The following is a 1416-nucleotide window of genomic DNA, read 5'->3' as shown; positions in this document are numbered from 1 at the left end:
TTCTCCAATGCGTTCAGAGGAACTTTGAAGAAATGGAAATGGGTCGGTTCCTTGCACTGGCGCAGGAAATTGGACATAAAGTTTTCCAATACATCTCCATGTTTGTCAATCTTCAGGAATTCGGGTTCGTTTTCCTGTTTCGGGCTGACGGTTCTGGGTGTACCGTCTTCGTTCATGCCAGTAACAACGTTGAGTTTGTCGTTGTCTTTTTCTTTGACCAGAAGAACATCCTGTTCCTTAGGGTCTTGTAATTTTTCTTTCATTTTTCAGTTACGGGTTACGAGTTACAGGTTACAAGCAGCCGGATAAACAAGTAGGTTGCTATTTACCTGTAACGAATTAATAATTGGATAATTAGCTCGGTCTCAGACCGTTTTGTTTTATTTCGTCTACGCTTTCACATAGCCTCGTTGGATTTACATTTATTGAAATAAATCCTGAATATTTCAGGTGGGATAATTATTTCAGGTGGCTAATGTATTACTAAATAACAGGATATGAACCGACTCGTTAGACGGCGGCAGCATTTGGCGTCCGTTTGGTAGTATGAAATGAAAAATGAGCCTGTTTCCATGAAAAAGAAAATCCCTTTGCCATCACAGCGCAGGGATTTTCCGGAGTAATCAAAATGCAAATACTTAATACTCATACATATAAAATATTCCCTCACGGACTTTCTCCGTCATTTCCGTTTCCATTCAGGTTTTTTCTATTGTCTATTTGGTTTTGGATATATCTCATCACATCCGATTCCAGATAGAAGGTCTTTTGTCCGATTTGGAGATAAGACAGCAGTCCCAGACTGCGAAGGCGTTGCAGGCTGCGTTTGCTGAGTTTGAGCATCACGCACAGATCCTGGTTGTCGTATATATTTTCCCCGTTCAGGCGGTTCCTGGCTTTCATCAGTTTGCGGAGTTCTTCCAATATTGCAAGGATTTTATCCATGCTGTCGTCGAACTTGTTATCGTTTATTTCCATATCTGATTCGTTTGTTTCGGATAGGCAAAGTTCTGTCTTTTAAGGCGTTCGCTTTACAAAGTCGGAAAAGATATTTTTGAGAAAATTTATCAGTCTGATAACATGATATATACACATAGTGTTTTTCTCTTCCCGGCCTTTTTAAATGGCGGAATGGTTCGAATTATATTCGTTTGGGGTATTTCTTTGCATTACCTGTCAATTATTGCCTTGTAATAGGAAAAACAGAGGAAAATAGAACCAAATTCGGTAAAAACAGCAGGTCAAAACAGTTTGCCTGTGTTCGTTCGAACTTCGAAAAGGAGACAAGTCTTAAAACCTAATATACCAGGTATTTACACACAAAAGCGCGGATTGCCCTGCTTCCCCTTACGAAAGGCACTGGTATGCCCGGATAAAAGAAAAAGCTGCAACCCACGCCCATAATTACGGTGCGTG

At 40.4% G+C, this 1416-nt stretch carries 1 protein-coding gene and 1 pseudogene; both read right to left on the bottom strand.

Annotated elements, in window-relative coordinates:
* Positions 1-263, bottom strand: a pseudogene (locus tag D0T84_RS22355) (hypothetical protein); the annotation flags it as partial.
* Positions 264-666: 403 nt separating this feature from the next.
* Positions 667-978 carry a helix-turn-helix domain-containing protein gene (locus tag D0T84_RS22350; RefSeq protein ID WP_163310118.1) on the bottom strand — a complete coding sequence of 104 codons (312 nt, stop codon included), beginning with the start codon at positions 976-978 and terminating at the stop codon, positions 667-669.
* Positions 979-1416 lie beyond the last annotated feature (438 nt).

The sequence above is a fragment of the Dysgonomonas sp. 521 genome (assembly GCF_010501055.1).
Classification (GTDB): domain Bacteria; phylum Bacteroidota; class Bacteroidia; order Bacteroidales; family Dysgonomonadaceae; genus Dysgonomonas.
Note: the sequence above shows the minus strand (reverse complement) of the source record. Positions and strands in the feature narration are given on the sequence as shown.

Coding starts and splice junctions, on each gene's coding strand:
- D0T84_RS22350 (WP_163310118.1), bottom strand. CDS start 978: ATGGAAATAAACGATAACAAGTTCGACGACAGCATGGATAAAATCCTT.